Origin of the sequence: Variovorax beijingensis, from assembly GCF_003951285.1 — a bacterium.
GTDB lineage: Bacteria > Pseudomonadota > Gammaproteobacteria > Burkholderiales > Burkholderiaceae_C > Variovorax > Variovorax beijingensis.
This window is the reverse complement of the sequence record NZ_RXFQ01000005.1, coordinates 144,295-170,219: the sequence shown is the minus strand read 5'-3', so window position 1 is coordinate 170,219 and position 25,925 is coordinate 144,295. Positions and strand designations below refer to the sequence as shown.

24 protein-coding genes are annotated in these 25,925 nt (G+C 68.7%); 17 read left to right on the top strand and 7 right to left on the bottom strand.

Features of this window, described 5'->3' with window-relative positions:
- Positions 1-39 precede the first annotated feature (39 nt).
- Positions 40-993 carry a DUF4349 domain-containing protein gene (locus EJO66_RS10200; RefSeq protein WP_125965218.1) on the top strand — a complete coding sequence of 318 codons (954 nt, stop codon included), beginning with the start codon at positions 40-42 and terminating at the stop codon, positions 991-993.
- Between the two features lie 15 nt (positions 994-1,008).
- Here the strand turns inward: EJO66_RS10200 and EJO66_RS10195 are convergent, their stop codons facing one another.
- A complete protein-coding gene (locus EJO66_RS10195; RefSeq protein ID WP_125965217.1) occupies positions 1,009-1,323 on the bottom strand; it encodes an EthD family reductase in 315 nt (104 codons plus the stop codon).
- Between the two features lie 118 nt (positions 1,324-1,441).
- On the opposite strand from EJO66_RS10195, the gene EJO66_RS10190 reads away from it, so the two are divergent.
- From EJO66_RS10190 to EJO66_RS32530, 15 genes are all read left to right on the top strand, one after another.
- On the top strand, positions 1,442-2,362 hold the full coding sequence (locus EJO66_RS10190) for a 2-hydroxyacid dehydrogenase (protein WP_124958763.1): 921 nt from the start codon (positions 1,442-1,444) through the stop codon (positions 2,360-2,362).
- A 94-nt stretch (positions 2,363-2,456) separates the two neighbouring features.
- A complete protein-coding gene (locus EJO66_RS10185) occupies positions 2,457-3,194 on the top strand; it encodes an IclR family transcriptional regulator (RefSeq protein WP_027730328.1) in 738 nt (245 codons plus the stop codon).
- An 8-nt stretch (positions 3,195-3,202) separates the two neighbouring features.
- Positions 3,203-3,586, top strand: a complete 384-nt coding sequence (locus tag EJO66_RS10180) for a cupin domain-containing protein (RefSeq protein ID WP_015867476.1) — start codon at positions 3,203-3,205, stop codon at positions 3,584-3,586.
- A gap of 26 nt (positions 3,587-3,612) precedes the next feature.
- The gene (locus EJO66_RS10175) at positions 3,613-4,623 is read left to right on the top strand and encodes a Bug family tripartite tricarboxylate transporter substrate binding protein (protein WP_125965216.1); all 1,011 of its coding nucleotides are present in this window, start codon (positions 3,613-3,615) and stop codon (positions 4,621-4,623) included.
- A gap of 118 nt (positions 4,624-4,741) precedes the next feature.
- Positions 4,742-5,968: a CaiB/BaiF CoA transferase family protein gene (locus EJO66_RS10170; protein WP_125965215.1), complete on the top strand. Its 1,227-nt coding sequence runs from the start codon at positions 4,742-4,744 to the stop codon at positions 5,966-5,968.
- Positions 5,965-7,134 (top strand): acyl-CoA dehydrogenase family protein, encoded by a 1,170-nt coding sequence (locus EJO66_RS10165; RefSeq protein WP_124958760.1) that lies wholly within the window; start codon positions 5,965-5,967, stop codon positions 7,132-7,134. Before EJO66_RS10170 ends, EJO66_RS10165 begins: the two co-directional genes overlap by 4 nt.
- A gap of 13 nt (positions 7,135-7,147) precedes the next feature.
- Positions 7,148-7,441, top strand: a complete 294-nt coding sequence (locus EJO66_RS10160; RefSeq protein ID WP_125965214.1) for an acylphosphatase — start codon at positions 7,148-7,150, stop codon at positions 7,439-7,441.
- A gap of 139 nt (positions 7,442-7,580) precedes the next feature.
- The gene (locus EJO66_RS10155) at positions 7,581-8,501 is read left to right on the top strand and encodes a hydroxymethylglutaryl-CoA lyase (protein ID WP_124958758.1); all 921 of its coding nucleotides are present in this window, start codon (positions 7,581-7,583) and stop codon (positions 8,499-8,501) included.
- 3 nt (positions 8,502-8,504) lie between these two features.
- Entirely contained in the window at positions 8,505-8,954 is a 450-nt protein-coding gene (locus tag EJO66_RS10150) for a hypothetical protein (RefSeq protein ID WP_124958757.1), read from the top strand.
- Positions 8,951-9,403 (top strand): GNAT family N-acetyltransferase, encoded by a 453-nt coding sequence (locus EJO66_RS10145; RefSeq protein ID WP_124958756.1) that lies wholly within the window; start codon positions 8,951-8,953, stop codon positions 9,401-9,403. The genes EJO66_RS10150 and EJO66_RS10145 overlap by 4 nt, the downstream gene beginning before the upstream one ends.
- 36 nt (positions 9,404-9,439) lie before the next feature.
- The gene (locus EJO66_RS10140) at positions 9,440-9,928 is read left to right on the top strand and encodes a YbaK/EbsC family protein (RefSeq protein WP_124958755.1); all 489 of its coding nucleotides are present in this window, start codon (positions 9,440-9,442) and stop codon (positions 9,926-9,928) included.
- Between the two features lies 1 nt (position 9,929).
- The gene (locus tag EJO66_RS10135) at positions 9,930-10,208 is read left to right on the top strand and encodes a DUF1289 domain-containing protein (protein ID WP_223262259.1); all 279 of its coding nucleotides are present in this window, start codon (positions 9,930-9,932) and stop codon (positions 10,206-10,208) included.
- Positions 10,205-10,849 (top strand): 2-hydroxychromene-2-carboxylate isomerase, encoded by a 645-nt coding sequence (locus EJO66_RS10130; RefSeq protein ID WP_124958753.1) that lies wholly within the window; start codon positions 10,205-10,207, stop codon positions 10,847-10,849. The genes EJO66_RS10135 and EJO66_RS10130 overlap by 4 nt, the downstream gene beginning before the upstream one ends.
- 166 nt (positions 10,850-11,015) lie before the next feature.
- Entirely contained in the window at positions 11,016-12,710 is a 1,695-nt protein-coding gene (locus EJO66_RS10125) for an MFS transporter (RefSeq protein ID WP_125965213.1), read from the top strand.
- 123 nt (positions 12,711-12,833) lie between these two features.
- Positions 12,834-12,980, top strand: a complete 147-nt coding sequence (locus EJO66_RS32530; protein WP_164547807.1) for a hypothetical protein — start codon at positions 12,834-12,836, stop codon at positions 12,978-12,980.
- Between the two features lie 32 nt (positions 12,981-13,012).
- Here the strand turns inward: EJO66_RS32530 and EJO66_RS10120 are convergent, their stop codons facing one another.
- The gene (locus EJO66_RS10120) at positions 13,013-14,128 is read right to left on the bottom strand and encodes an ABC transporter substrate-binding protein (protein ID WP_124958751.1); all 1,116 of its coding nucleotides are present in this window, start codon (positions 14,126-14,128) and stop codon (positions 13,013-13,015) included.
- Between the two features lie 137 nt (positions 14,129-14,265).
- A complete protein-coding gene (locus EJO66_RS10115; RefSeq protein ID WP_124958750.1) occupies positions 14,266-15,372 on the bottom strand; it encodes an ABC transporter substrate-binding protein in 1,107 nt (368 codons plus the stop codon).
- 171 nt (positions 15,373-15,543) lie between these two features.
- Between EJO66_RS10115 and uvrA the strand changes: the two genes are divergently transcribed.
- Complete coding sequence (gene uvrA, locus EJO66_RS10110; protein WP_125965212.1) at positions 15,544-21,297, top strand: excinuclease ABC subunit UvrA; 5,754 nt, start codon at positions 15,544-15,546, stop codon at positions 21,295-21,297.
- A 39-nt stretch (positions 21,298-21,336) separates the two neighbouring features.
- Here uvrA and EJO66_RS10105 read toward each other — a convergent pair whose 3' ends face one another.
- Genes EJO66_RS10105 through EJO66_RS10090 form a run of 4 tightly spaced genes read right to left on the bottom strand, consistent with a single transcriptional unit; the run spans position 21,337 to position 25,922 of the window.
- Positions 21,337-22,815, bottom strand: a complete 1,479-nt coding sequence (locus tag EJO66_RS10105) for an NAD-dependent succinate-semialdehyde dehydrogenase (protein ID WP_125965211.1) — start codon at positions 22,813-22,815, stop codon at positions 21,337-21,339.
- A 37-nt stretch (positions 22,816-22,852) separates the two neighbouring features.
- Positions 22,853-23,809, bottom strand: coding sequence for an agmatinase (speB, locus tag EJO66_RS10100; RefSeq protein WP_125965210.1), 957 nt, complete (start codon positions 23,807-23,809; stop codon positions 22,853-22,855).
- A gap of 15 nt (positions 23,810-23,824) precedes the next feature.
- On the bottom strand, positions 23,825-24,643 hold the full coding sequence (locus tag EJO66_RS10095) for an ABC transporter permease (RefSeq protein WP_125965209.1): 819 nt from the start codon (positions 24,641-24,643) through the stop codon (positions 23,825-23,827).
- A 22-nt stretch (positions 24,644-24,665) separates the two neighbouring features.
- Positions 24,666-25,922, bottom strand: a complete 1,257-nt coding sequence (locus EJO66_RS10090) for an ABC transporter permease (RefSeq protein WP_125965208.1) — start codon at positions 25,920-25,922, stop codon at positions 24,666-24,668.
- Positions 25,923-25,925: the final 3 nt, after the last annotated feature.

The window sequence follows — 25,925 nt, the reverse complement described above, 5'->3', positions numbered from 1 at the left end:
CCGTATCAGCTGCGGTAGCCATTTCTTCAAGGGACTTTCATGACCTGCCGCAAGCAACTGCGTTCGCCTTCTTCTTTTTCTTCTTCTTTCGCTCGCCGCCCGGGCGTTCTCCTGCTGGTCCTGGCCGCAGCCCTGTCGCTCGGCGGCTGCAAGCGAAGCGACAACGAGACCTCGGCCGCCGCCGAGCCTGCGGTGGCCTACGGCGGATCGATGCGCATGAAGAGCGCGCGGCTTGAAGCCGCGGCCCCGCCGGCGCCAGCGGCCGCCACCGCGTCCGACCAGGCCCAGGACGCGCCGCTGCAGCAGCGCTTTCTCGCGGTGCGGCAAGAGCTGAACATCGAAGTCCCGCCCGAGCAACTGGCCGACGCCTGGGGCAAGGTGCGCGAGCTGTGCGGCACGCTGCAGTGCGAGCTGCTGTCGTCCTCGCTGCTGCGCGAGACACCGCAGCAGCCCGGCAACGCCATGCTCGAAATGCGCGTGGCGCCGGCCGATGTCGACAAGCTGCTGGGCGGCCTGGCCGGCGTGGCCAGGGTGGTGTCGCAAAACACCACCAGCGAAGACAAGACCGCCGAGGTGATCGACGTCGAGGCGCGCATCAGGAACCGCATCGAGTTCCGCGACAGCCTGCGCCTGATGCTGCGCGACACGGTCACCAAGCGCACCATGGCCGACCTGCTCGCCATCCAGCGCACGCTGTCCGACACGCAGGCCGAGCTCGACGCCATCGCCACCCAGCGCAAGGTGCTGGAGCAGCAGACGAGCAAGCAGCACATCCAGGTCCAGTTCACGCCCGCACGCACGCTGGTGCAGGGCGGCCGCAGCTACAACCCGATGATGCGCGCGCTGCGCGAGGCGGGCTCGGTGCTGGCCGAGAGCGTGGGCGCGCTCATCACCTTCCTGGCGGCGGTGCTGCCGTGGCTGCTGCTGGTGGGGCTGCCGCTGGCGTGGCTGGTGCGGCTGCTGTGGCGCCGCCGCCGCACCAAGGCGGCCTGAGCCGCCGGAGGGCGGTCAGCCCACCACCACTTCGCTGATCTGCATGACGGGCGCGATGTCGGTGTAGTTCTTGATGTCGCCCAGGATCTCCTTGGCATGCGGGCCGAACGCCGTCTGGAAGGCTTCGGCCGAGTCGCAGAACACGTGGCACATGCCGACATAGGTCGGCGGCGTGCCGGGCGCGCCGCCGGCCAGTCCCTTGTCGATGGTGTACGACCTGCAGGCATCGCCCATGCGCGCCTTCAGCAGCGGCATGTGCTTGTCGCGGTAGTAGGCGTGGTCGAACCGCGCGCCTTCGGTGTAGGGGTACATCACGCTGACTTTGATCATGCTGGGGTCTCCGGGTGTGTCGATGTTCTGGATGGTCGCGCACGAGCATAGAAGAAGGCCCCGGGCGCCACAAGCCGCCGATCCGGCTCATGGGCCCGGGGCCCCTAAGATCCGGCTCATGAAAATCATCGTTTCCCTGACCGACAACCGCCCCGAACCCTGGATCGAAGGCCTCCGGGCCGAGCTGCCCGACGCGCAGATCGAGGCCTGGAAGCCGGGCGCCGCCCAGGCCGACCATGCGGTGGTGTGGGCGCCGCCCCAGCAGCTGCTCGACGAGCAGCCCGGGCTGCGCGGCCTGTTCAACATCGGCGCCGGCGTCGATGCGCTGCTCAAGCTGCGCGTGCCGGCGCACACGCGCATCGTGCGGCTCGACGACGCCGGCATGTCGGTGCAGATGGCCGAGTACGTGTGCCACACGCTGATCCGGCACTTTCGCGAGTTCGACGTCTACGAGGCCGATGCGCGCGAAGGCCGCTGGAGCTACCGCAAGCCGCGGCTGCGGCGCGACTTTCCGGTCGGCATCATGGGCCTGGGCGTGCTCGGCGAGCGCGTGGCCAAGGCCGTCGCGCAGTTCGAGTTTCCGGTGCTGGGCTGGAGCCGTTCGCCAAAAGCCATCGACGGCGTGAAGGTGTTCAGCGGCGAGGCGCAGTTCGACGAGTTCCTGTCGTCCACGCGCGTGCTGGTCAACCTGCTGCCGCTGACCGAGGCCACGCGCGGCATCCTCAACCGCGAGACGCTCGGCAAGCTGCGGCCGGGCGGCTATCTCATCAGCATCGCGCGCGGCGCGCACCTGGTGGAAGACGACCTGATTCCGATGCTCGATGCGGGTCAACTGGCTGGCGCCACGCTCGACGTGTTCCAGGTCGAGCCGCTGCCCGCCGGCCACGCGTTCTGGCGCCACCCGAAGATCACCGTCACGCCGCACGGCTCGGCGCGCACGCTGCGCGAGGAGTCCATCACCCAGATCGCTGGAAAGATCCGCGCGATGGAGCAGGGCCTGCCGGTCAGCGGCGTGGTCGATCCGGTCCGGGGTTACTGACAACGCCATGCGTTACCGGCGATTACGCTGAAAGGAGGCGCAGCCAGGGGCAAACCCTGAGGCTTTTGTTTTTCACATACGCGAAAATTTCTTCATGGTTGTGAAAACAGCGTTTCGCGTGATCGAGATCGTCGAGCTCTTTGCCCGGGAGAAGCAGCCGCTGGCGCTGTCCGAGATGGCGCGCCTGCTCGAGATGCCGGTGTCCAGCTGCCTGGGCCTGATCCGCACGCTCGAAGAGCAGGGCTACATGTACGAGACCGGCCGCCGCCAGGGCTACTACCCGACCGGCCGGCTGCTGGCCATGGCGCAGGTCATTGCGGCGCACGACCCGGTGCTCGACCGCGTGCGGCCCGCGCTCGAAGAGCTGCGCGACGGCGCGCGCGAAACCGTGCTGTTCGGCAAGTTCCGCGACCCGAACACTGTCGTCTACCTCGAGGTGCTGAGCGCGCCGCAGAGCATCCGCTATTCCGCCGAAGCGGGCGAGACGCGCCCGGCCTACGCCAATTCGATGGGCCGCGCGCTGCTTTCCACGCTCGCGCCCGAGGCGCGCCGCAAGCTGCTGGCCGCCACGCCGCTGGCGCCGCTGACCGACGCCACGCTGACCACGCCCGAGGCCATCGAGCAGGAGCTCGAACGCTCGCCCGCGCGCGGCTGGTACGGCAACCTCGGCGAAAGCATTCCCGACCTTGTCGGCCTCGCGTGGCCGCTGCGCATCGGGGGCGAGGCCTACGCCATTTCGGTGGCGGGCCCGCGCTACCGGCTCGAGCCGCGCATCGACGAGGTGGCGGCCATGCTGCGCTCCGCCTGCCTGGCCATCGAACACAAGGGCTGATTGAAAAAATGACCTCTCCACGCTACTTCGTCCGCGAAAGCGACATTGCCGGCTACCACCCGGCGAACCACACCGGCACCCTCAACAAGCGGCTGATCGGCCCCGAGACCGTGGGTGCGAAGCAGCTCGAGGTACTGGTCGGCCACATCCAGAAGGGCAAGGGCGCGCTGCCCCATGCGCACCCGGGCATCGAGCAGGTCTGCTACATGCTCGAAGGCCGCGCCGTGGCAGAGGTGGGCGGCCAGCGGCAGGAGCTGCACCCGGGCGACAGCTGCTTCTTTCCGGCCGATGCGATGCACACCTTCACGGTGGTGAGCGACGAGCCGGTGCGCGTGCTGGTCATCTACAGCCCGCCGTACGAGGAATCGCCGGAGCGCGTGATCCGGCCCTGAACGACAACCACCCGGAGACAAGAACCATGCAGACGAAGAACGCGACAACAACGGTCGCGGTGGCAAGCCGCCGCCGCTTCATTTCCATCGGCGCCGCCGCGGGCCTGGCCGGCGCGGCGCCCTGGGCCTTTGCGCAGGAGGGCTACCCGAAGCAGCCGATCAAGCTGATCGTGCCCTTCGCGGCCGGCAGCGGCACCGACGCGGTGGCGCGCATCACGGCGCAGATGCTGGGCGAGGCGCTCAAGGCCTCGGTCATCGTGGACAACCGCGCGGGCGCCAACGGCGTGATCGCCGCCGAGTTCGTGGCCAAGGCGCCGCCCGACGGCTACACGCTCTTCATGACCACCAACACCACGCACTCGGCCAACCCGAGCCTGATGAAGTCGCTGCCCTACGACCCGGTGAAGGACTTCGCGCCCGTGAGCCGCATGGGCAACCTGCCTTTCATGCTGGTGGTCAACAACGACCTGCCGGTGAAGAGCGTGGCCGAGCTGCTGGCCTGGGGCCGGGCGCATCCGGGCAAGCTGACCTATGCGAGCGGCAACAGCACCGGCATCGTGAGCGGCGCCACGCTCTCGCGCATGAGCGGCGTGCCGATGTTGCACGTGCCCTACAAGAGCACGCCGCCCGCGATTGCCGACCTGATCGGCGGACAGGTGTCGATGATGGTGGTCGACCTCGCCGCGGGGCTCGCCACGGTGAAGGCCGGCAAGATGCGCGCGATTGCCGTCACCACGCAGGAGCGCACCAAGCTCTTCCCCGAACTGCCGCCGCTGGCCGAGACGCACGAGCTCAGGGGCTTCGACATCACCTCGTGGAACGGCGTGTTCGCGCCGGCCGGCACGCCGCGCGATGTGGTGCTGAAGCTCAACAAGGTGCTGTCGGAGATGGCGAACGGCGCGGCCTTCCGCGAGCGGGTGGCGAAGCTGGGCTTCGATGCGTTCGGCAGCACGCCGCAAGAGCTGGGGGCGTTCACCGTGGCGGAGCTGGCCAAGTGGAAGAAGCTGATCCAGGCCGCAGGCATCCAGCCCGAATGAAAGCAGGCTTGACTTTCTCCCTCCCCTTCCGGGGGAGGGCCGGGGTGGGGGCCGGCGGCGCCGCCATCGCGCGCCCTGCCTGCCCCCATCCCAGCCTTCCCCCGGAAGGAGCAAAGACATGAAGACCACGGGACCTCTCGACGGCATCCGCATCCTCGACCTCACGGCCGTGGTGATGGGGCCCTATGCCACGCAGACGCTCGGCGACCTTGGTGCCGACATCGTCAAGGTCGAGCCGCCCTCCGGCGACAACCTGCGCGCCGTCGGCCCGATGCGCCATGCCGGCATGGGCGCGATGGCGCTGCACCTGAACCGCAACAAGCGCTCGATCGTGCTCGACCTCAAGCAGCCCGAAGGCCGCGAAGCGTGCCTGCGGCTCGCGGCGGGCTGCGATGCGCTGATCTACAACACGCGCCCTCAGGCGATGGCGCGGCTCGGGCTCGGCTACGAGGCCGTGGCAGCCGCCAATCCGAAGATCGTCTACCTCGGCGCCTTCGGCTATGGCGAAGAGGGCCCCTATGCCGGCAAGCCCGCCTACGACGACCTGATCCAGGGCGCGGCCGGCGTGGCCTCGCTGTTCGCGCAGCAAAGCGGCGATGCGCCGCGCTACGCGCCCGTCACGCTGGCCGACCGCGCCGTGGGGCTGCAGGCGGCCATCGCGCTGCTCGCGGCCGTGCTGCACGCGCAGCGCACGGGCCGCGGCCAGGCGGTCGAGGTGCCGATGTTCGAGGCGCTCTCGCAGTTCGTGATGGGCGACCACCTGGGCGGTCACAGCTTCGAGCCGCCGCTCGGCCCCACCGGCTATGCGCGCCTGCTCGCGCCGCATCGCAAGCCCTACGCCACGGCCGACGGCTACCTCAGCGTGCTGATCTACAACGACAAGCACTGGCAGGCCTTCTTCGACCTGATCGGCCGGCCCGAACTGCGCAGCTCGCCGATGTTCGGCACGCACACGGCGCGCGCCGCGAACATCGGCGCGGTCTATGCGTTCGTGGCCGAGGTGATGGCCACGCGCGGCAGCGACGAATGGATGGCGCTGCTGGAGGCGGCCGACATCCCGGTCGCGCGGCTGCACAGCACCGAGAGCCTGATCGACGACCCGCATTTGCGTGCGGTCGATTTCTTTCCGGAGTTCGACCATCCGAGCGAAGGCCGCATCCGCACGCTCGCGCCGGTCGGCCGCTACAGCGCCACGCCCGCGGGCATCCGCCGCATGGCGCCGCGCATCGGCGAGCAGAGCGTCGAGCTGCTGCGCGAAGCGGGCTACGGCGATGAAGAGATCGACCGCCTGCTCGCACGCGGCATCACGCTGCAACCGGCTCCACCCAAGGACAACGACGAATGAACTTCTCCCTTAACGAAGACCAGCGCTCGCTGGTGGCCGCCATCGAACGGCTGTGCGAAGACTTCTCCGCCGACTACTGGCGCGACCACGACGACCGCGCCGCGTTCCCGCACGCGTTCCACCGCGCCGTGGCCGACAGCGGCTGGCTCGGCATCGCGATGCCCGAGGCGCAGGGCGGGGCGGGCCTGGGCATCACCGAGGCGGCGCTGATGATGCGCGCCATCAGCGCATCGGGTGCGGGCATGTCGGGCGCGTCGTCGGTGCACATGAACATCTTCGGGCTCAACCCCGTGGTGGTGTTCGGCAGCGAGGCACAGCGCCAGCGCTTCCTGCCGCCGCTGATCGCGGGCACCGAGAAGGCCTGCTTCGCCGTGACCGAGCCCGACGCGGGGCTCGACACCACCCGCCTCAAGACGCAGGCGGTGCGCCAGCCCAATGGCAGCTACCTGCTGCACGGCCGCAAGATCTGGATCTCGACCGCGCAGGTGGCCGACCGCATGCTGATCCTCACGCGCACCACGCCGCTCGATCAGGTGAAGAAGCCCACGCAGGGCCTCACGCTGTTCTACACGCCGCTGGACCGCGGCAAGGTCGAGGTGCGCGAGATCCACAAGCTCGGCCGCGCGGCCGTCGACTCGAACATGCTCTTCATCGACGGGCTCGAAGTGCCGGAAGCGGACCGCATCGGCGAGGAAGGGCGCGGCTTCGAATACATCCTGCACGGGCTCAACCCCGAGCGCATATTGATTGCGGCCGAAGCCATCGGCATCGGCCGCGCCGCACTGCGCATCGCCTCGCAGTACGCGCAGGAGCGCATCGTGTTCGGCCGGCCGATCGGCCAGAACCAGGGCGTGGCGCATCCTCTGGCGCGCGCCTGGGCCAACCTGGAGGCGGCCGACCTGATGGTGTTCAAGGCCGCCACGCTGTACGACGCGGACGAGCCCTGCGGCATCGAGGCCAACGCCGCCAAGTACCTCGCGGCCGAGGCGGCGCACGACGCCTGCCAGAACGCGGTTCTCACGCTCGGCGGCATGGGCTATGCGAAGGAATACCATGTCGAGCGGCTGCTGCGCGAGAGCTACATTCCGCGCATTGCGCCGGTCAGTCCGCAGATGATCCTGAACTTCATCGCGGAAAAGGCGCTCGGCCTGCCCAAGTCGTACTGATGCTGTCCATGCCATGAATCCATCCGCCGTCACCCGCCATCTCGTCGTTCGCGGCCTGGTGCAGGGCGTGGGCTATCGATGGTCGATGGTGCAGGCCGCGCGGCGCCTGGGCGTGCGCGGCTGGGTGCGCAACCGCCTCGATGGCAGCGTGGAGGCGCTGGCCTGCGGCCCGGCCGCGGCGGTCGATGCGCTCGTCGCCTGGGCCCGCAGCGGACCGGACGGCGCGCGCGTGGATGCGCTGCAAGCGGTGCAGGCCGCTGCGCCGGCCGAGCCGCCGAGGGATTTCGTGCAGCGCGAAACGGCGTGAACCGCAGCGCTGGCGCGATCTGCAACGCCGCTGGCAGGCATTGCAACCCCTGGCGCAGGCGCGGCCGAGCACGCCGGACGCAGACGGCCGACAATTGACGCACGTTTTTTCCTTTCCCCAGCGAACCCAGAGACATCCCATGAAACTCCCCGCCAAGGTCAAGATCGTCGACGTCGGTCCGCGCGACGGACTGCAGAACGAGAAGCAACCGGTCTGCGCCGAAGTCAAGATCGGCCTCGTGCACCGCCTGCAGGACGCCGGCCTGAAGGAGATCGAGGTCACCAGCTTCGTGAGCCCCAAGTGGGTGCCGCAGATGGCCGACAACGCCGAGGTGATGCACGGCATAAAGCGCAAGCCCGGCGTGCGCTACTCGGTGCTCACGCCCAACATGAAGGGCTTCGAGGCCGCCATTGCCGCCCCGCGCGAGGAGTGGCCCGACGAGATCGTGGTGTTCGGCGCCGCGAGCGAGGCCTTCAGCCAGAAGAACATCAACTGCTCCATTGCCGAGAGCATCGAGCGCTTCGCGCCCGTGGTGGCCGCGGCGCGCGAGAAGGGCATCGATGTGCGCGGCGCCATGTCGTGCACCGTCGGCTGCCCCTACGAAGGCGAGGTCGCACCCGAGCGCGTGGGCATGCTGGCAAAGCTGATGAAGGACATCGGCGTGCAGCGCGTGGACGTGGCCGACACCATCGGCGTGGGCACGCCGCGCAAGGTGCAGGCCGCCATCGAGGCCACGCTGGCGCATTTCGGCGTGGACCACATCTCGGGCCACTTCCACGACACCTACGGCCAGGCGCTGGTCAACACGCTGGCCTCGCTGGAACTGGGGGTCTGGAACTTCCAGTCGTCCTCCGCCGGGCTGGGCGGCTGTCCCTACGCCAAGGGCGCGACCGGCAACGTGGCGACCGAGGACGTGGTCTACATGCTGCACGGCATGGGCATCGAGACCGGTATCGACCTGGACAGGCTGATCGACGCGGGCGCCTACATCAGCGAGGCGCTGGGGCGCGAGCCGAACTCGCGCGCGTCGAAGGCGCTGCGCATCAAGCGCGCAGGCTGAATCATGAATGCCGCTCTGGACCAACTGGCCTCCGATCTGGGGCTGGCTGCGCCGGAGCATGAGGCGCTGCGCCTGGTCTTCGCGCATGCCTGCGTGGCGCGCGTGCGGCATCTGCTGGAGGACCCCGAGGTCGTGCAGTGCCTCGATGGCCTCGGCGCCTTCGTCGAAGGCCGTGCCGACCGTGCCGCGCTCGATGGCTGGCGCACGTGCGCGGCGCAGCTGGCCAATCATCATCCCGGCTCCAAATCCATCGACGGCTGCGGCCATGCCGCCGTGTCCGCCTCCTACGCCGTGGCCAAGGCGCTGGAAGGCAAGGCCCTGGAGGCCGCCAGCTACGCGGCCTACGCGACGGTCTATGCGCAGGGCGGTCCGGGCGCGGTGGCCGACGTGGAATCCTTCGACACCGAATGGGTATGGCAGCGCGACCGCCTGGCCGCGCTGGCGCAACGATGAGCCTCCTGTGCCGCCGCGCCGTCCCCGAGGACGCTGCAGCCTGCATCACCCTGCGCGCACGCACGCGCGAGAACGCCTTCACCGAATCCGAACTGGCGGCCCTCGGCATCACGCGCGAGAGCTGGGCCGCCCAGATCCGCGACGGCACGTTGCCCGGCCATGTCGCGATGGTCGATGGCGACATGGCGGGCTACTGCTTCGGCGAGCGCGACAGCGGCGAGGTCGTGGTGCTGGCGCTGCTGCCCGAGCACGAAGGCCGGGGCATCGGCCGCGCGCTGCTGCAGAAGGTGGTGGGCGACCTGCATGCGCTGGGCTTCGCGCGCCTGTTCCTGGGCTGCTCGGCCGACCCCGCATCGCGCTCCCATGGCTTCTACCGGCACCTGGGCTGGCGCTCCACCGGTACTTTCGACGCGGCGGGCGACGAGGTCCTCGAGTATTTCCCGGGCTGACGCGCACGCCGCGCAATGGGGTATCGTCTGCGTCCCATGTGCGGCTCCGAACTCCATACCTTTCCCGATACCGTGCAGCGCGTCGCGCGCGTGCTGCAGGACGCCGGCCACCCCCATGCGCCGCGCATGCTCGACGACGCCTGCCGCACCGCGCAGCAGGCGGCCGACGCGCTTGGCATCCTGGTGGGGCAGATCGCCAAGAGCATCATCTTCCGGCGCAAGAGCGACGACGCGGCGGTGCTGGTCATCACCTCGGGCGACAAGCGCGTCGACGAGAAGAAAGTCGATGCGCTGATCGGCAAGACCGGCCGCGCCGACGCGGAGTTCGTGAAGGCGCGCACCGGCTTCACGATCGGCGGCGTGTCGCCGGTGGCGCATGCCACGCCGCCGGTGGTGCTGATCGACCGCGAGCTGTTCCGCTTCGAGGAGATCTGGGCCGCCGCGGGCCATCCGCATGCGGTGTTCCAGCTGCGTCCGCAAGACCTCGAGAAGCTCACCGGCGCGCCGGTGGCGGACGTGGTGTGACGTGAATCCAGGCGACGCGCAAACGCTGGCCGAACGCGCCGAGGCCGTGCGGCGTTCGGCCGGCAACGATGCGCCCGATGTGCCATCGCCCTGCACCTCGGTCTGCCGCATGGACAGCCAGAGCGGCTTCTGCGAAGGGTGCCTGCGCACCCTCCCCGAGATCGCGGGCTGGAGCAGGATGGAAGACGCGGCGCGGCGCGGCGTGTGGCGCGCGATAGAGCTGCGGGCACGGGCCGGACTCTGGCGCATCCCGGAACCCTCAGGAGACAAGCACGCATGAAGCACATCGACTTCTACCTCGACTTCATCTCGCCCTATGCGCACCTTGCGTTCGAGCACCTGCCCCAGGCGCTCGAGGGCCTCAGCTGCAGCGTGGCCTACAAGCCGGTGCTGCTCGGCGCGATCCTCAAGCACCACGGCCAGCTCGGCCCGGCCGAGATTCCCGCCAAGCGCAGCTGGACCTACCGCCATGTGCTCTGGCTCGGCCATGCGAACGGCATTCACATCGAAATGCCGGCCTCGCACCCGTACAACCCGCTGCCGCACCTGCGGCTCGCGCTGTCGACGTCGGACGACGGCAGCATCAGCCGCCTGGTGGCCGAGACCATCCTGCGCAACGTGTGGCGCGGCGGCGAAGAAGCCGGCGATGCCGCGCGCCTGGCTGCGCTGGCGGCGCAGCTGGAACCGAAGCGCGACATGAACGGCGACGAGAACAAGGCGCTGCTCAAGCGCAACACCGACGAAGCCCTGCAAGCCGGCGTGTTCGGCACGCCGGCCTTCGTGGTCGACGGCCGCCTGTTCTGGGGCTTCGACGGCCTCGCGATGCTGCGTGCCTGCCTGGCCGGCGATGCATGGTTCGACGGCCCGCAATGGGCCGCGGCCGACCAGCGGCCGTCCTTGCTGCGAAGCAGCAAAAGCTGAGAAAGCGGCCGATTTCTTACAGGCTGAAACGGACCCCGCGGGTTTCACCTTAATCCGTAAGCGTCGGTTCAGTTTCGCGAAAGGCTCGGGTCAGTCGCGCCTCCAAGAATGCTTCACGGTCTCGAATGCCGGGGCCGACCGAACGCATACACAGGAGACGACGCAAATGGCAGCAACACTGGATTCGAGGGGGGTGCCGCATCCGGCCCCCCGGCCCATGTCCTCGGAGGAAAAGAAGGTCATCTTCGCTTCCTCCCTTGGCACGGTGTTCGAGTGGTACGACTTCTACCTTTACGGTTCGCTGGCCGCGATCATCGCGAAGCAGTTCTTCAGCGGCCTGGATGCAGGCGCAGCCTTCATCTTCGCGCTGCTGGCGTTTGCCGCGGGCTTCCTGGTGCGGCCGTTCGGCGCCATCGTGTTCGGCCGGCTCGGCGACATGATCGGGCGCAAGTACACCTTCCTGGTCACGATCCTGATCATGGGCCTGTCGACCTTCATCGTCGGCCTCTTGCCCAGCTACGCGACCATCGGCGTCGCGGCGCCGGTGATCCTGATCGCGCTGCGCATGCTGCAGGGCCTCGCGCTCGGCGGCGAGTACGGCGGTGCCGCCACCTACGTGGCCGAGCACTCGCCGCACGGCAAGCGCGGCGCCTACACCTCGTGGATCCAGACCACCGCCACGCTCGGGCTGTTCCTGAGCCTGCTGGTGATCCTGGGCGTGCGCACCTGGCTCGGCGAGCAGGCGTTCGGCGACTGGGGCTGGCGCGTTCCGTTCCTGGTGTCGATCGCATTGCTCGGCATCTCGGTGTGGATCCGCCTCTCGCTGAGCGAATCGCCCGCCTTCCAGAAGATGAAGGCCGAGGGCAAGACCTCGAAGGCGCCGCTGTCCGAATCCTTCGGCCAGTGGAAGAACCTCAAGATCGTGATCCTGGCCCTGATCGGCCTGACCGCCGGCCAGGCCGTGGTCTGGTACACGGGACAGTTCTACGCGCTGTTCTTCCTGACGCAGCAACTGAAGGTCGACGGCACCACCGCCAACCTGATGATCGCCGCCTCGCTGCTGATCGGCACGCCGTTCTTCGTGGTGTTCGGCACGCTCTCGGACAAGATCGGCCGCAAGCCGATCATCATGGCGGGCTGCCTGCTGGCCGTGGTGACCTACTTCCCGGTCTTCAAGATGATCACGGAATACGCCAACCCCGACCTGGCCCGCGCGCAGGCAACCGCCGGCGTCACGGTGACGGCGGATCCGAAGTCGTGCTCGTTCCAGGGCAACCCGGTGGCGCGCGAGATCGACTTCAGAAGCTCGTGCGACATCGCCAAGCGCTACCTGGTGCAGAACTCGGTGAGCTACGACAACGTCGAAGGCGCGCCCGGCTCCAAGGCCATCGTCAAGATCGGCGACAAGACCATCGAGGCACCGGTCGGCAACGTGGTCAACCTGAAATTCGACGAAGCCTCCGCCAAGGAGATTGCCGCCTTCAAGAAGGGTGTGGCCGAAGACCTGAAGGTGGCCGGCTATCCCGCCAAGGCCGACCCCGCCAAGATGAACAAGGTGATGGTCGTCGCGCTGCTGTTCTGGCTGGTGCTGCTGGTCACGATGGTCTACGGCCCCATCGCCGCGATGCTGGTCGAACTGTTCCCCACGCGCATCCGCTACACCTCGATGAGCCTGCCGTACCACATCGGCAACGGCTGGTTCGGCGGATTGCTGCCGACCACCGCGTTCGCGATCGTGGCGACCACCGGCAACATGTACAACGGCCTCTGGTACCCGATCATCATCGCGGCCATGACCCTGGTCATCGGTACGCTGTTCATCCGCGAAACCAAGGACGTCGACATCTACGCGAACGACTGACGCGTGTTCCGGACAGGAGGGTGGCGACAAGCCGGCCCTCCGTTCAACAAAGGGGCTTCATGCCGTCGGCATGAGGCCCTTTTCTTGAACCCTCGCAATCCCCCCCATCAGGAGACAGAACCCATGTGGAAACTCGTTGTCGGCTTCGTCATCTTTGCCGCCATTGCCCTGTACGTCATCTCGCAAGCCGGCGACAAGATCGACATGTCGGGCGAGAAGCACGGCGGCGACACGACGCACGAGCCCGCGCCCGCTGCCGCACCCAAGTAACCAAGTAAGTCAAGGCGCCCGCGCGGCGGCGATCAGCGCTTGAAGCGGCCTTCGCTGACGATCGACAGGTCGACGTAGTCGATGCCCGTGTGGTCCGTCGGCGAGTAGCTCACGTCGATGTTGCCGCCCAGGTCGTACTGGAGGCTGTTGAGCGTGGCAATCAGCCGGGCGCGCGTGGGCTTGGGGCCCGTGCGGCGCAGCGCCTCCACCATCACCTTGGTGGCGACGAAGCCTTCGAGCAGCGCGGGCGACAGCTCGGTCTGCCCCTTGGCCTTGGCGAGCGCCATCGCTTCCTTGATCAGCGGATGGCCGAACGAGCGCTCGTAGGGCAGCACCTGCGTGACGATCACGCCGGCGCTGGCCGAGCCGAGTTCCTTGATGAAGCCCGAGGCCGCGTTGTTCGACAGCGTGATGATCTGCGCCGCCGAGCCCGCGGCCCGCAGCGCCTTCACGCCTTCGGTCACCGCGGTGCCCGATCCGATCCACAGCACGGCCTGCGCATTGGCCCTGACCAGCTGCGGCACGATCGTCGAATAGTCGGGCTTGCTGCGGTCGGCCAGCGCCAGCACGGCCGGTGCGAGCCCGGCCTTCTCGAAGCCCTTGCTCGCGCCTTCCATCGCGTCCTTGCCGAACGAGTCGTCGGCCTGCACCACGGCAATGCGCTGGATGCCCGTGGTGTGCAGGTGCTGCACCGCCTTTTCAGCCTCGCGCTGGTAGGTCGAGCGTACGTTGAAGATGTTCTTCTGCAGCGGCTTGTGCAGCGCCATCGCGCCGGTGGAGGGGCCCACCAGCGCCACGCCGTGCTTGTCGAGCAGCGGAATGACAGCCAGGGTGTTGGGCGTGCCGCGGTTGAGCAGCAGCGCCAGCACCTTCTTGTCCTCGATCAGGATGCGCGTGTTCTCGAGCGAGCGCTTGGCGTCCAGGCCGTCGTCCAGCCGGATCACCTCGACCTGCTCGCCGTTGATGCCGCCCTGGGCGTTGACCTGGTCGATGACCAGCTGCGAGCCCATGATGGTTTCCTTCACGCTGGCGGCCACGGGCCCCGACAGGTCGGCCGACTGGCCGATCACGATCTGCGCCGACGCGCCGAGGGCGGACAGGGCGAAGAGCAGCGCAACAGCACGGGACGTGGACAACATCTTCATCATCGAACAGGCCTTTGGGCGAAGCGGATGCTTCTGTCAGAAGATGTGTAATGTGTTGCCGCAAGTGACATTCACTCGCTCGTGGAAACCCTGTCAAACCATAGTTCCCAGCGCCCTGGCGCTGCCGCCAGCGCCCGCGCTCAGCGCTTGAAACGGCCGTCGCTGATGATCGCCAGGTCGGCGAAGTCGATGCCCGAATGGTCCTGCGGCGAATAGCTGATCTCGAGCCCGCCGAGGTCGTAGCCGCGCAGGCTCTCGAGCGCCGCCAGCACCTTGGCGCGCGTGGGCTTGGGGCCGGCGCGGCGCAGCGCCTCGACCAGCACCTTGGCCGAGGCAAAGCCCTCGAGCGCGGCCGGCGACAGCTCGGCCTGGCCCTTGGCGCGTGCCAGCGCCAGCGCTTCCTTGACCATGGGGTAGCTGATGGAGCGCTCGTTCGGGAACACCTGGGTCACGATCACGCCCTTGCTCGCATCGCCCAGCTGCTTGATGAAACCCGACGAGGCGTTGTTCGACAGGGTGACCACCTGCGCGGCCGAGCCGGAGGCGCGCAGCGCCTTGATGCCCTCGACCACGGCAACGCCCGAGCCGATCCACAGCACCGCCTGCGCATTGGCGTCCCTGATGGCCGGCACGATGACCTTGTAGTCGGGCTTTTCGCGGTCGGCCGGCACGGTCACGATGGGTTTGGCCTGCGCCTTGGCGAAGCCGGTCATGGCGCCCTCGAGCGCGTCCTGCCCGAACGAATCGGTCACGTGGACCACGGCGATGCGCGCGATGCCGGTGGTGAGCAGGTGCTGGATCGCCTTCTCGGCTTCGCGCTGGTAGGTGGCGCGCACGTTGAACACGTGCTTTTGCACCGGCTTGTGCAGCACCATGGCCCCGGTGGAGGGGCCGATCAGGGGCACGTCGTGCTTGTCGAGCCACGGGATGATGGCCTGCGAATGCGGCGTGCCGCGGCTCATGAAGAGCGCCGCCACCTTCTTCTCCTCGATCAGCACGCGGGCGTTCTCGCTGGCGCGCTTGACGTCGAAGCCGTCGTCCATGCGCAGCACCTCGATCTTCTCGCCGTGGATGCCGCCCTGGGCGTTCGCGGCGTCGATCACCAGCTGGGCGCCGCCGATGGTTTCATTCACGCTGGCGGCCACCGAGCCGGTCATGCCCGCCGTCTGGCCGATCAGGATCTGGGCCGGCGCGGACGTCGCGGCCACTGCAAGCAGGGCGGCGCAAAGAACGTGCAGCTTGTTCATGGAATAACTTTCAAGTGCGGATAGGAACGTAAACGAAGGTGCTATTTGTTACATGAAGTGACAATCACTGAATCGGTACAAACCCCTGCACGGGCGCGGACCATGTGACGGAGTGCACGAATACGTCATCGGCCACTCCCTAGAATGTTTGCCCCACCCCCCAAGGCATTCATGACACAGGGCTCCATCCGGATTCGCGGCGCGCGCCAGCACAACCTCCAGAACCTCGACCTCGACATCCGCACCGGCGAGATGACCGTGGTCACCGGGCCCAGCGGCTCGGGCAAATCGAGCCTCGTTTTCGACACCCTCTATGCCGAGGGCCAGCGGCGCTACGTGGAGACCTTTTCCGCCTACGCGCGCCAGTTCCTGGACCGCATGGACAAGCCCGCCGTCGACAGGGTGGAGGGCGTGCCGCCCGCCATCGCCATCGACCAGACCAACCCGGTGCGTTCCTCGCGCTCCACGGTCGGCACGATGACCGAGCTCAACGACCACCTGAAGCTGCTCTACGCGCGCGCGGCCCAGCTGTTCGACCGCGAGACCGCGCTGCCCGTGCGCCACGACTCGCCCGACAGCATCTATGCGCAGATCGCCGAGCGGGCGGCCGCGGCGGGCGATCCGCGGCTGGTGGTCACGTTTCCGGTCGAGTTGCCCGCGGGCACCTCTGCGGACGAGGTGACGCAATGGCTCTCGGCCAGCGGCTTCACGCGCGTGCAGGCCGAGCGCGAGGTGGCCACGCCCACCGGCCCGCGCAAGATGCTCGACGTGGTGGCCGACCGCTTCCGCATCTCGAGCGCCGAGCGTTCGCGCGTGGTCGAGGCCATCGAGGTCGCGCTCAAGCGCGGCAGCGGGCGGGTCACGGTGCATGCCACGGGTGCCGAGGAGAACGCCGCGGCCGACGTCTGGAAGTTCTCCACCGGCCTGCACTGCCCCGAGAGCGACATCCGCTACGCCGACCCGATCCCGTCGATGTTCTCGTTCAACTCGGCCGTCGGCGCCTGCGACACCTGCCGCGGCTTCGGCCGCGTGATCGGCGTCGACCTGGGCCTCGTGATCCCCAACGACAAGCTCACGCTGCGCGCCGGCGCCATCAAGACCATCCAGACGCCGGCCTGGAAGGAAGCGCAGGACGACCTCATGCGCCACGCCGAGGCGGCCGGCGTTCCGCGCGACACGCCGTGGAACAAGCTCACCGACGAGCAGAAGCACTGGGTGATCGAGGGCACGCCCAACTACAAGGAAGGCAACTGGAACAAGCAGTGGTACGGTGTGCGCCGCTTCTTCGGCTACCTGGAGAGCAAGGCCTACAAGATGCACATCCGCGTGCTCTTGTCGAAGTACCGCAGCTACACGCCGTGCCCCGTGTGCAGCGGCGCGCGCCTGAAGCTCGACCCGCTGCTGTGGCGCATCGGCAGCAAGGACGACGCCGACGCCGTGCTCGAACCCGCCAAGCGCTTCCTGCCCACCGGCGCGAAGTGGAGCCGCGCCCAGCTCGAGGCATTGCCCGGCCTGTGCCTGCACGACCTGATGCTGCTGCCCATCGAGCGGCTGCGCAAGTTCTTCGACCGCGTGGAGCACCACGGCAACGGCAGCCCCGCGAGCGAAGGCGAGGCGCAGGCGCTGAAGCTGCTGTTCGAGGAGATCACCACCCGCCTGCGCTACCTGCACGACGTCGGCATCGGCTACCTCACGCTCGATCGGCAGAGCCGCACGCTGTCGGGCGGCGAGGTGCAGCGCATCAACCTCACCACGGCGCTCGGCACCTCGCTGGTCAACACGCTGTTCGTGCTCGACGAGCCCAGCATCGGCCTGCATCCGCGCGACATGAACCGCATCACCGAGGCCATGCTGCGGCTGCGCGACGCCGGCAACACGCTGGTGGTGGTCGAGCACGATCCGGCCGTGATGCTCGCGGCCGACCGCGTGATCGACATGGGCCCCGGCCCCGGCATCCGCGGTGGGCAGATCGTGTTCGACGGCAGCACCGACCAGCTGCGCGATGCCGACACGCTCACCGGCCAGTACCTGGGCGGGCGCAAGAAGATCGGCATGGGCTTCAAGCGGCTCGTGAGCGAGAACACGCACCGGCTCATCCTCGAAGGCGTGCGCGAGCACAACCTCAAGAACATCACGGTCGAGTTTCCGCTTGCGCGGCTGGTGTGCGTGACCGGCGTCAGCGGCTCGGGCAAGTCGACGCTGATCCAGGACGTGCTGGCACCCGCGCTCATGCGCCACTTCGGCAAGGCCACCGAAACGCCGGGCGCGCACGACCGCCTGCTGGGCGCCGATCACCTGGGCGACGTGGTCTTCGTCGACCAGTCGCCGATCGGCAAGACCGCGCGGTCGAACCCTGCGAGCTACGTGGGCGCGTGGGACGCGATCCGCGAGATCTTCGCCACCGCCGCGCTCTCGCGCCAGCGCGGCTACACCGCGAGCAAGTTCAGCTTCAACTCCGGCGACGGCCGCTGCCCGACCTGCGGCGGCTCGGGCTTCGAGCACGTCGAGATGCAGTTCCTGTCGGACGTGTACCTGCGCTGCCCCGATTGCGACGGCAAGCGCTACCGCCCCGAGATCCTCGAGGTGAAGGTCGAGCGCAAGGGCCGGAGCTACAACGTGGCCGACGTGCTCGACCTCACCGTGGCCGAAGCCACGGCGGTGTTCGAGGCCGACCGCGACGTGCTGCGCGTGCTGCAGCCGATCTCCGACGTGGGGCTCGACTACGTCAAGCTCGGCCAGCCCGTGCCCACATTGAGCGGCGGCGAGGCCCAGCGCCTCAAGCTCGCGGGCTTCCTGGCCGAGGCGGCCAAGAGCGCAACGGCCAGCAAGCAGTCGGTCGCGCGCAGGGGCACGCTGTTCCTGTTCGACGAGCCCACCACCGGCCTGCACTTCGACGACATCGCGCGGCTGATGCGCGCGCTGCGCAAGCTGCTCGACGCCGGCCATTCGCTGATCGTCATCGAGCACAACCTCGACGTGATCCGCGCGAGCGACTGGTGCATCGACCTCGGCCCCGAAGGCGGCGAGGGCGGCGGCCGGGTGGTGGCCGAGGGCACGCCGGAGCAGCTGCGCGAGAACCGCGCCTCGCTCACCGGCGCGGCGCTGGCCGACTACGACCTGGCCATCGGCCCCGAGGCCTACAAGGTGGCCGAGCGCGCCGCGCGGCGCTACATCGCCAACGCCAAGACGGCGCCCGGCAGCCATGCGATCGAGATCGTGAACGCGCGCGAGCACAACCTGAAGAACCTCAGCGTGAACATTCCGCGCGGCAAGTTCAGCGTGGTGACGGGCGTGAGCGGCTCGGGCAAGTCGACGCTGGCCTTCGACATCCTGTTCAACGAAGGGCAGCGCCGCTACCTCGAATCGCTCAACGCCTATGCGCGCAGCATCGTGCAGCCCGCGGGCCGGCCCGAGGTCGACGCGGTCTACGGCATTCCGCCCACGGTGGCCATCGAGCAGCGCCTGTCGCGTGGCGGCCGCAAGAGCACGGTGGGCACCACCACCGAGGTCTGGCACTTCCTGCGCCTCCTGTACGTGAAGCTCGGCATCCAGCACTGCATCCACGATGGTGCGGCGGTGCAGCCGCAGACGCCCGACAGCATCGCCGCGCAGCTGATGCGCAACTTCAAGGGCCAGCACATCGGCCTGCTCGCGCCGCTGGTGAGCAACCGCAAGGGCGTGTACACCGAACTGGCCGACTGGGCGCGGCCGCGCGGCTTCACGCACCTGCGCGTGGACGGCGAGTTCCTGCCGACCACCGGCTTTCCGCGCATCGACCGCTTCAAGGAGCACAGCATCGAGCTGCCGGTGGCCAGCCTCGACGTGCTGCCTTCGAAGGAAACCGAACTGCGCGAGGCGCTGACCAAGGCGCTCGAGCACGGCAAGGGCGTGGTGCATGTGCTGAGCCAGCTCGACGGCCTCAAGGCCGCGATGATGGCCGGCGTGTCGGCCTCGGGCATCGGCCGCGTCAACGTGTTCTCCACGCTGCGCGCCTGCCCGGTCTGCAGCACCAGCTATGCGGAGCTCGATCCGCGCCTGTTCAGCTACAACAGCAAGCACGGCTGGTGCCCCGACTGCGTGGGCACCGGCGTCAAGCTCAGCAAGGACCAGCGCAAGGTCTTCGACGATTCGATCCGCGACGACGACAACAAGGGCCGCGAGCAGACCTTCGCCGAGCCCGAGATCGAAGACCTGGCCGATACCGCCTGCCCGACCTGCGAAGGCACGCGGCTCAATGCGACGGCGCGCGCGGTGGGCTTCGGCGCCTCGCCGGCCGACGGCATGGGCGGCATCGGCATCACCGAGCTCGCGCGCATGAGCGTGACCGAGGTGCGGCAGTGGTTCGAAGGCCTGGCGCTCACCGGGCGCGAAGCCGAGATCGCACGCGACCTGGTGCCCGAGATCAAGAGCCGCCTCGAATTCCTCGAGGAGGTGGGCCTGGGCTACCTCACGCTCGACCGAGGCGCGCCCACACTGAGCGGCGGCGAGGCGCAGCGCATCCGGCTGGCGGCGCAGCTCGGCAGCAACCTGCAGGGCGTGTGCTACGTGCTCGACGAGCCGACCATCGGCCTGCATGCGCGCGACAACCAGATCCTGCTGGACGCGCTGCACAAGCTCGGCGACAAGGGCAACACGCTGGTGGTGGTGGAGCACGACGAGGACACCATCCGCCGCGCCGACCACATCATCGACATCGGCCCGAGCGCCGGCAAGCGCGGCGGCCGCCTCGTGGCCGAGGGCTCGGTGGCCGACATCCAGAAGGCGGGCGATTCGCAGACCGGGCGCTACCTGCGCGATGCCATCAAGCACCCGCTGCAGGCGCGCCGTCTGATTCCCTCGCCCGACCCGAAGGCGCAAGACAGCGGCCAATGGCTCACCGTGCACGGCGCCGGCCTGCACAACCTGCAGGACGTGACCGCCACGCTGCCGCTGCACCGCCTGGTGGTGGTCACGGGCGTGAGCGGCTCGGGCAAGTCGACGCTCGCGCGCGACGTGCTGCTGGCCAGCGTGCATGGCATCGTGGTCCAGCGCATGACCAAGGCCGGCCGCGACGCGGACGCCGCAGGCAAGCGTCCGGCCTGGTCCGGCTGCGAGCGCGTCGAAGGCTACGAGACCATCGACCGCGTGCTCGAGGTCGACCAGACCCCCATCGGCAAGACGCCGCGCAGCTGCCCGGCCACCTACATCGGCTTCTGGGACACCATCCGCAAGCTGTTCGCCGACACGCTCGAAGCCAAGGCCCGCGGCTACGGCCCGGCGCGCTTCAGCTTCAACACCGGCGAAGGCCGCTGCCCCGGCTGCGACGGCGCCGGCGTGCGCACCATCGAGATGAGCTTCCTGCCCGACGTGAAGGTGCCCTGCGAGGTCTGCCACGGCGCGCGCTTCAACCCCGAGACGCTGGCCGTGAGCTGGCGCGGCAAGAGCATCGGCGAGGTGCTGCAGATGGAGGTGGACGAGGCGGTCGAGTTCTTCGCGGCCATGCCCAGCATCAGCCATCCGCTGCAGCTGCTGAAGGACGTGGGGCTGGGCTATCTCACGCTGGGCCAGCCCTCGCCCACGCTCTCGGGCGGCGAGGCGCAGCGCATCAAGCTGGTGACCGAACTCAGCAAGGTGCGCGACGACGTCACGCGCCGCGGCCAGAAGGCGCCGCACACGCTGTACGTGCTCGACGAGCCGACCGTGGGCCTGCACATGGCCGACGTCGAGAAGCTGATCCACGTGCTGCACCGCCTGGTGAACGGCGGCCACAGCGTGGTGGTGATCGAGCACGACCTCGACCTGATCGCCGAGGCCGACTGGATCATCGACCTCGGGCCCGAGGGCGGCAACGCCGGCGGGCGCATCGTGGCCGCGGCGCCGCCGGAGGAAGTGGTGCGGCTCGGCACGCACACCGGCGTGGCCCTGGCGCCGGTGCTGGCGAGATAGCGGGCAGGGCGGGGCGCCGCGCCCGCCCTTGCTCGTTTCCTATTTCTGGATGTCGCCGAGGCAGAGGTACTTGATCTCGACGTAGTCGTCCATGCCGTGGTGCGAGCCCTCGCGCCCCAGGCCCGACTGCTTCACGCCGCCGAAGGGCACATGCTCGGTGGCGATCACGCCGGCGTTGATGCCCACCATGCCGTATTCCAGCGCTTCCGCCACGCGGAAGATCCGGCCCACGTCGCGGGTGTAGAAGTAGCTCGCGAGGCCGAACTCGGTGTTGTTCGCCGCGTCGATGCCGTCCTGCTCGGTCTTGAAGCGGAACACCGGCGCGAACGGCCCGAAGGTTTCTTCGCGCGCACACAGCATGTCGGCGGTGGCGTTGGCAATCACGGTGGGCTCGAAGAACTGGCCCTGCATCCTGTGGCCGCCCGCCAGCACCTTGCCGCCCTTGGCGACGGCGTCGGCGACATGGCGCTGCACCTTGTCGATGGCCGCTTCCTCGATCAGCGGGCCCTGCACCACGCCATCTTCAAAGCCGTTGCCGACCTTGAGCGCCCTGACCTTGGCCGCGAACTTTTCGACGAAGGCGTCATAGATGCCTTCCTGCACATACAGCCGGTTCGCGCACACGCAGGTCTGGCCGGCGTTGCGGTACTTGCTGGCCATGGCACCCTCGACCGCCGAATCCACGTCCGCATCGTCGAACACCAGGAAGGGCGCATTGCCGCCGAGTTCGAGCGACAGCTTCTTGACCGTCGGCGCGCACTGGCTCATCAAGATGCGGCCCACTTCGGTGGAGCCCGTGAAGCTCAGGTGGCGCACCACGCCGCTCTCGCACAGCTCCTTGCCGATCGCGATGCTGTTGCCGCTGTCGGCCGTGAGCACGTTGAGCACGCCTGCCGGAATGCCGGCGCGCATGGCCAGTTCGGCGGCGGCCAGCGCGGTGAGCGGCGTGAGCTCGGCCGGCTTGATGACCACCGTGCAGCCCGCGGCCAGCGCCGGCGCCACCTTGCGCGTGATCATGGCCAGCGGAAAATTCCACGGCGTGATCGCCGCGCACACGCCGATGGGCTGCTTCATCACCAGCAAGCGGCGGTTGTTGTCGAACTGCGGCAGCACCTCGCCGTTCACGCGCTTGGCTTCCTCGGCAAACCACTCGACGAAGCTCGCGCCGTAGACGACCTCGCCCTTGGCCTCGGCAAAGGGCTTGCCCTGCTCGGCGGTCATCAGGCGGCCGAGGTCTTCGGTGTTGGCGATCAGCAGGTCGAACCACCTGCGCAGCACGATGCTGCGCTCCTTGCCGGTCTTGCCGCGCCAGGCGGCCAGCGCCTTGTCGGCGGCGGCAATGGCGAGTGCGGCATCCGCGCGCGAGAGGTTGGCCACGTCGGCCAGCTTGCGGCCGGTGGCCGGGTCGTCCACGTCGAAGCGGCTCTTGCCTTGAATCCATTCGCCGGCGATCAGCGCGTCTGTCTTCAGGAGGGTCGGGTCGTTCAGCAATGCGAGGGGGGAAGTCCTGGTGTCCATGGTGTCGTGTGGTCTCGAAGCAAAAGAGTCGCCGGTGTCAGCGGAAGGGCACGCCCGGCAGTACGCAGAGCATTTCGTAGAGCAGGTTGGCGCCGAGCAGCGCGGTGTTTCCGCTCGTGTCGTAGGGCGGGCTGACCTCGACCAGGTCGGCGCCCACCACGTTCAGCCCGCGGCAGCCGCGCACGATCTCCAGCGCCTGCGGCACGGTGAGCCCGCCGATCTCGGGCGTGCCGGTGCCGCCGGCAAACGACGGGTCGATGCCGTCGATGTCGAAGCTGATGTAGACCGGGTGCGCCGGCCCGATGCGCTCGCGCACCTGCGCCATCAGCGGCGCCAGCGACTGGTACCAGACCTCGTGCGCCTGCACCACGGTGAAGCCCTGCTTGCGCGGCCAGTCGAAATCGTCCGCCGCATAGCCGGTGCCGCGCAGGCCGATCTGCCAGACCTTGTCGCAGGCCAGCAGGCCTTCCTCGACCGCGCGCCGGAACGGCGTGCCGTGGGCAATGCGTTCGCCGAACATGTCGTCGTTCACGTCCGCATGCGCATCGACGTGCACCAGCGCGACCGGGCCGTGCCTGCCCGCCACCGCGCGCAGGATCGGCAGCGCGATGGTGTGGTCGCCGCCGAGCGTCAGCGGCGCGCAGCCGGCGGCCAGCACCGCGCCGTAGAAGTCCGAGACGATGGCGAGCGACTTGTCGAGCGAATAGGTGTTGATCGGCACGTCGCCCAGGTCGGCCACGTTCAGCTTGTCGAAAGGCGCCGCGCCGGTGGCCATGTTGTAGGGCCGCAGCAGCGCCGACTCGGCGCGGATCTGGCGCGGCCCGAAGCGCGCGCCCGGCCGGTTGGAGGTGCCGATGTCCAGCGGCACGCCGATGAAGGCCGCGTCCAGCCCCTCAGGCGAAGTTGCGCACGGCAGCCGCATCATCGTGCCCGGGCCGGCGAAGCGCGGCATCGTGTTGCCGCCGAGCGGCTGGTTCGGTGAGGCGCTGGGCATCTTGCGTGCGAAAGATTAGCGCCGCCGGCCGCGCAGCCATTCGAGCGCGAGCAGCAGCGTGGTGGTGAAGACGATCAGCAGCGTTGCCACGGCGGCAATGGTGGGCGAGATGTTCTCGCGGATGCCGGTGAACATCTGGCGCGGCAGCGTGACCTGGTCGGGCCCCGCGAGGAACAAGGTGACCACCACTTCGTCGAACGAGGTGGCAAAGGCGAACAGCGCGCCCGAGATCACGCCCGGCGCGATCACCGGCAGCGTGACGCGCATGAAGGTTCTGAAAGGCGTTTCGCCCAGGCTCAGCGATGCGCGCACCAGGTTGTGGTTGAAGCCGGCCAGCGTGGCAAGCACGGTGGTCAGCACGAAAGGCGCACCCAGCGCCGCATGCACCACGATCAGCCCGATGTAGGTGTCGGCCAGCCCGAGGGGCGCGAAGTAGAGGTAGGTGGCGACGCCCACCACCACGATCGGCACCACCATCGGCGAGATCAGCACGCTCATGAGCAGACCCTTGAAGGCGAAGCTCGTGCGTGACAGCCCTACTGCCGCCAGCGTGCCCAGCACGGTGGCCAGCACCGTGGCGGCCGGCGCGACGATGAAGCTGTTGCGCGCCGCGCGCGACCACTCGGGCGATTCGAACAGGTGGCGGTACCACTGCAGCGACCAGCCCCGGATCGGGTAGGCCAGGAACGAGCTGTCGGAGAACGACAGCGGAATCACCACCAGGATCGGCGCCAGCAGGAAGGCCAGCACCGCGACGCAGCCGGCGCGCACCAGCCACCAGCCGAGCTTGTCGGCGAAGGTGGCATAGGCCGGGAATTGAGGGGGCTTGAACATGCTTGTCGGTCCTTCGTGCCGCTCAGCCGAGGCTGAGCTCGGCCTTGCCGATGCGGCGGTACACGGCATACAGCACCAGCGTGGCGACCAGCAGCACGGCGCCCAGCGCACAGGCCATGCCCCAGTTGATTTCCACGTTGGTGTAGCGCGCGATGTAGTAGCTCAGCATCTGGTCGTCCGCGCCGCCGAGCAGCGCCGGCGTCACGTAGTAGCCGATGGCCAGGATGAACACCAGCAGCGCGCCGGCACCGATGCCCGGATAGGTCTGCGGCACGTACACGCGGAAGAAGGCCGCCAGCGGCGAACTGCCCAGCGAGACGGCCGCGCGCAGGTAGGTGGGCGGCACGCTCTTCATCACGCTGTAGAGCGGCAAAATCATGAAGGGCAGCAGGATGTGCACCATCGCGATGATCACGCCGGTGCGGTTGAACAGCAGCGCCAGCGGATGGTCGATCAGGCCGATGCCCATGAGGCCGCGGTTGACCAGCCCCTCGGACTGCAGCAGCACGATCCACGCCGCCACGCGCACCAGGATGGAGGTCCAGAACGGCACCAGCACCAGGATCATCAGCACGTTGGCCTTGCGCGCCGGCAGCGTCGACAGCCACCAGGCCAGCGGATAGGCCAGCAGCAGGCAGAAGAGGGTGACCACGGCGCTGATGTTGAAGGTGCGCAGCAGGATGCCGGCAAAGGCGCGCTGGTCGGCGGGCATGCGCTCCACCTCGCCGGCCACGTCGCGCCGCAGGTCGACCGAGGCGAGCAGGTAGTCGGGCGTCCAGCGCGAACCGTTCTTGGCAATCGCCTGCCAGAACGGCAGCTCGCCCCAGCGCGGATCGATCTCCAGCATGCGCGCCTTGACCTCTTCCGGCGTGCCGGCGATCGGCAATGCCCGGAAGGTGCCCATCACCAGCGAGCGGGCGCCTGCGATCTCGGTGTTGAGGCGGCGCGCCAGGGCGCCCGCGTCGGAGCTGTCGGGCAGCTGGGCGAGGTCGGCCGCGATGGCGGCATAGGCCGCGGGCGCAGGCGCCTCCTTGCGGTTCCAGCCGTCGAGCGCGCGCACGGTGCGCGGCAGCGCATTGGCAACCTCGGGGTTCTCGACCGCGCGCTGCAGCAGCGCCACGATCGGCACCAGCAGCGTCAGCAGCAGGAACACCAGGAGCGGCGCCGTGAGCGCGAAGGCGCGCCACTTGCGGCGCGACTCGGCGCGCGCCAGCGCACGCCGGAGCTCGCCCGGCGGCGCCTCTGCAGAAGCCAGGGGGACAGGCATTGCCGCTTGCATGGC

Bases quoted from the DNA above. Each gene is read 5' to 3' on its own strand.
- EJO66_RS10200 (WP_125965218.1), top strand. From the start codon at position 40: ATGACCTGCCGCAAGCAACTGCGTTCGCCTTCTTCTTTTTCTTCTTCT.
- EJO66_RS10195 (WP_125965217.1), bottom strand. From the start codon at position 1,323: ATGATCAAAGTCAGCGTGATGTACCCCTACACCGAAGGCGCGCGGTTC.
- EJO66_RS10190 (WP_124958763.1), top strand. From the start codon at position 1,442: ATGAAAATCATCGTTTCCCTGACCGACAACCGCCCCGAACCCTGGATC.
- EJO66_RS10185 (WP_027730328.1), top strand. From the start codon at position 2,457: ATGGTTGTGAAAACAGCGTTTCGCGTGATCGAGATCGTCGAGCTCTTT.
- EJO66_RS10180 (WP_015867476.1), top strand. From the start codon at position 3,203: ATGACCTCTCCACGCTACTTCGTCCGCGAAAGCGACATTGCCGGCTAC.
- EJO66_RS10175 (WP_125965216.1), top strand. From the start codon at position 3,613: ATGCAGACGAAGAACGCGACAACAACGGTCGCGGTGGCAAGCCGCCGC.
- EJO66_RS10170 (WP_125965215.1), top strand. From the start codon at position 4,742: ATGAAGACCACGGGACCTCTCGACGGCATCCGCATCCTCGACCTCACG.
- EJO66_RS10165 (WP_124958760.1), top strand. From the start codon at position 5,965: ATGAACTTCTCCCTTAACGAAGACCAGCGCTCGCTGGTGGCCGCCATC.
- EJO66_RS10160 (WP_125965214.1), top strand. From the start codon at position 7,148: ATGAATCCATCCGCCGTCACCCGCCATCTCGTCGTTCGCGGCCTGGTG.
- EJO66_RS10155 (WP_124958758.1), top strand. From the start codon at position 7,581: ATGAAACTCCCCGCCAAGGTCAAGATCGTCGACGTCGGTCCGCGCGAC.
- EJO66_RS10150 (WP_124958757.1), top strand. From the start codon at position 8,505: ATGAATGCCGCTCTGGACCAACTGGCCTCCGATCTGGGGCTGGCTGCG.
- EJO66_RS10145 (WP_124958756.1), top strand. From the start codon at position 8,951: ATGAGCCTCCTGTGCCGCCGCGCCGTCCCCGAGGACGCTGCAGCCTGC.
- EJO66_RS10140 (WP_124958755.1), top strand. From the start codon at position 9,440: ATGTGCGGCTCCGAACTCCATACCTTTCCCGATACCGTGCAGCGCGTC.
- EJO66_RS10130 (WP_124958753.1), top strand. From the start codon at position 10,205: ATGAAGCACATCGACTTCTACCTCGACTTCATCTCGCCCTATGCGCAC.
- EJO66_RS10125 (WP_125965213.1), top strand. From the start codon at position 11,016: ATGGCAGCAACACTGGATTCGAGGGGGGTGCCGCATCCGGCCCCCCGG.
- EJO66_RS32530 (WP_164547807.1), top strand. From the start codon at position 12,834: ATGTGGAAACTCGTTGTCGGCTTCGTCATCTTTGCCGCCATTGCCCTG.
- EJO66_RS10120 (WP_124958751.1), bottom strand. From the start codon at position 14,128: ATGATGAAGATGTTGTCCACGTCCCGTGCTGTTGCGCTGCTCTTCGCC.
- EJO66_RS10115 (WP_124958750.1), bottom strand. From the start codon at position 15,372: ATGAACAAGCTGCACGTTCTTTGCGCCGCCCTGCTTGCAGTGGCCGCG.
- uvrA (WP_125965212.1), top strand. From the start codon at position 15,544: ATGACACAGGGCTCCATCCGGATTCGCGGCGCGCGCCAGCACAACCTC.
- EJO66_RS10105 (WP_125965211.1), bottom strand. From the start codon at position 22,815: ATGGACACCAGGACTTCCCCCCTCGCATTGCTGAACGACCCGACCCTC.
- speB (WP_125965210.1), bottom strand. From the start codon at position 23,809: ATGCCCAGCGCCTCACCGAACCAGCCGCTCGGCGGCAACACGATGCCG.
- EJO66_RS10095 (WP_125965209.1), bottom strand. From the start codon at position 24,643: ATGTTCAAGCCCCCTCAATTCCCGGCCTATGCCACCTTCGCCGACAAG.
- EJO66_RS10090 (WP_125965208.1), bottom strand. From the start codon at position 25,922: ATGCAAGCGGCAATGCCTGTCCCCCTGGCTTCTGCAGAGGCGCCGCCG.